This window comes from Wolbachia endosymbiont of Drosophila leontia, from assembly GCF_028981785.1.
Taxonomy (GTDB): Bacteria; Pseudomonadota; Alphaproteobacteria; order Rickettsiales; family Anaplasmataceae; genus Wolbachia; species Wolbachia pipientis.
This window is the reverse complement of sequence record NZ_JAPQLK010000112.1, coordinates 1-2,614: the sequence shown is the minus strand read 5'-3', so window position 1 is coordinate 2,614 and position 2,614 is coordinate 1. Positions and strand designations below refer to the sequence as shown.

The window sequence follows — 2,614 nt, the reverse complement described above, 5'->3', positions numbered from 1 at the left end:
AATAATAAGCTACTGATATTCTCCATCTTTTTTATCTTTAATCCATCATAGCTAGCGATGCAACAAAGCCGTCTGGGATCCAGAAAACTTAACTTTAAATAAGTGGCTGCATAATAAAGACTAGATTCCAGACTGGAATGACACCATAGAGGCACTGGGATGACATCCTTCCTAGTGGAGATTACTCTCAAATCACAATGTTCATACAGTTGTGGGCTTAACGGTATCTTTGCAGATACTATGGTAATTTATTCAAAAGACTTACTGAGTGGCAAGATTTCTCCTGATATGCTACAATCTTCAGAAGCAAGTTCCACAAATTTATCTGTTAGTTTATCAGGTGGCACCAATTCAGATCCAGGAAATGCCTGCTCACTACCCACAGGTCCTTCCGTGTATACAGCATTTACACATAATTTTGTATGTTTTGTCTCAGATGCATATATCTGCACCATTATTTCTAGTGCAACTTTACTTGCAGCATACGGCATCCAATATGGATAAGAGGAAGGAGAAAGTGTCATTTCTGAGGTTATGAATATCGCTCTTCCAGCATTAGACTTTTTTAGCATTGGATCTAAGTTTTTTAGTAAGTACCAATTGGCAGTAAAATTTGTATTCATTACGTTCTGTAGCTCTTCAATCTCACAGTCATGAATGGGGTTCAGTTTGCCTAAAATTCCAGCACACGCAACTAATATATCAAGTGCTCCAGATTCTGATAATTTCAGGCTTTCTATCATGTTTGTCAGTATCTTTACATTCTCAAAGTCTAAAAGATCAAGCTGAATTAGTTTCACAGAGCCTTCTTTAAATTCTTCAAGCTCTTCAATTTCATTATATAGTGGCTTGAGATTATCAAGAGATCTTGAAATCAGAATCACACATGCACCTTCTCTTATAAACCTTTTTGCAACAGCAGAGCCTATTCCACCTGAAGCTCCGGTGATTAAAGCTACTTTACCTTCTAACTTACCCATTTCTTTCTCCTTAGCGAGATCCATTGAAATATTTTAGCTGAAAATTGAATTTTGCTCCATATATAAAAATCAAACTTAGCATATAAAAAAATAGTAATGACACTACTACACCACCTAAACTTCCATATATCAAATCCAGTTGGTCAAAGGAAGCTTTTAAGTATTGCTTAAAAGCTGAAGCAGAAATCGTCCAAAGAATAACAGCTACACAAGATCCAGGAAATACGTCTGATAAATTTTGTTTTATGTTTGGTAACATAAAATATAGCCAAGAGACTACTGTGAAAAGTACAAATTCAATAAGTAAATACCTAGTATAACTTAGCCCCTGATAGGAAAAATCAATTAGCATTGGTACTAGTGTAGAAAACACTATAGTTAGAGTTATAATAAGCGTGATTACTAAAAATTGTAATATACTTAGTACTCTTCTTAATATATAAGGCGGCGAAACCGGAACTTTATAGGCCTTATTGAGTATTGTTCTAAGCCCTTCAATTGTCGATGAAGCGGTCCAAACAGCACCTACAATTGCTAAAGTTAGTAAGCTTTGCGGCGGGCCTGATATTATCTCCCTAATACGCGGCATCAAAGATGATAAAATATCCTGTGGCATGTTATCAATGATAAATACCCAGCCAATGTTGTACTGGTCTAAAAAATTTGCGAATGTTGACGCCACAGCCATTAAAACGATGAGAAAAGGAAATATTGATAACAGAATTAAAAATGATAAATACCCTGCATGCTCCACTCCATCATTATGAATTGTGTCAATCAAAGCACGATAAAGGCAATAAACGATGCTGTAAAATTTCTGTAGCACTGCAATATAAACGAACCAAGAAAAGTATTCTAAATGAAATAAAGGATACTTTTAAGCAAAAAATCCTCACCATTTACTTAAATTTAATCAAAGTGAAGGATAATCCAGCATTAAATAGAAATTATCGGAGGCGTAATGAAAAATTTTCTTCTACTTGTGGCTTTAATTCTCTCCTTTGCATTTGATGCAAATGCTGCAAATACTTTTGTTGATAAAAATGATACAACATCATCGGTGATATGCAAGATAATAGGCTATACTCACGGCATAGGTGGACCGATGATCACAATAGTGATAATTGGTGCAGCTTTGCTTGCGATATTCGGCAGAATGCCATGGCCAGCGCTTTTTGCACTCGGTGCGTTCACTGCTGTGTTTTTTGGCGCTCCTGTAGTCGTTTCAAAAATAACACCAGGAGGTGTGATTTGTAAAGACGGTGCAGTAGCGGATAAGTAATAGAAATTATTGGAAGCACAAACGTAGTTTTCTTTACTTGAAAGTGGTCAAGCTGAGCACTTTCAGTGTCTATGAATACCTAATAAATTCTCTTTCTGTAATCATATCAGTTAAAGTTTAGATTCCAGCGTCACGCGCTGGAATGACAAGGCTTATCGTCATGCCGCCGCATACCGTCATACCGCAATTCATTCGCGGTATCTCTAGATCTCGCTAGCGGGATGACAAATATACCGCCGCGGCGCTAACAAGAGATCCCGCTAAGAACCTGTTTAAAATCTTCGTAATAGGAGAGAAATGAAGGAAAGGACAATCATTTGCAAGCTGGTGTTGAGTTTACGTTCGCAATTTT

The 2,614-nt window shown here is 36.8% G+C and carries 4 protein-coding genes; 1 reads left to right on the top strand and 3 read right to left on the bottom strand.

Going from position 1 to position 2,614, the window contains the following annotated elements:
* The 3 genes from OZD63_RS03630 to OZD63_RS03620 all read right to left on the bottom strand — a co-directional run.
* The coding region (locus tag OZD63_RS03630; protein ID WP_275008143.1) for a hypothetical protein at window positions 1-191 on the bottom strand (191 nt) is incomplete at its 3' end.
* Window positions 192-248: 57 nt separating this feature from the next.
* On the bottom strand, window positions 249-1,004 hold the full coding sequence (locus tag OZD63_RS03625; protein ID WP_275008142.1) for an SDR family oxidoreductase: 756 nt from the start codon (window positions 1,002-1,004) through the stop codon (window positions 249-251).
* A complete protein-coding gene (locus OZD63_RS03620) occupies window positions 991-1,806 on the bottom strand; it encodes a YihY/virulence factor BrkB family protein (RefSeq protein WP_006279712.1) in 816 nt (271 codons plus the stop codon). Before OZD63_RS03620 ends, OZD63_RS03625 begins: the two co-directional genes overlap by 14 nt.
* Before the next feature lie 135 nt (window positions 1,807-1,941).
* Between OZD63_RS03620 and OZD63_RS03615 the strand changes: the two genes are divergently transcribed.
* Window positions 1,942-2,262 (top strand): TrbC/VirB2 family protein, encoded by a 321-nt coding sequence (locus OZD63_RS03615; RefSeq protein ID WP_015589492.1) that lies wholly within the window; start codon window positions 1,942-1,944, stop codon window positions 2,260-2,262.
* The last annotated feature ends 352 nt before the right edge of the window (window positions 2,263-2,614 follow it).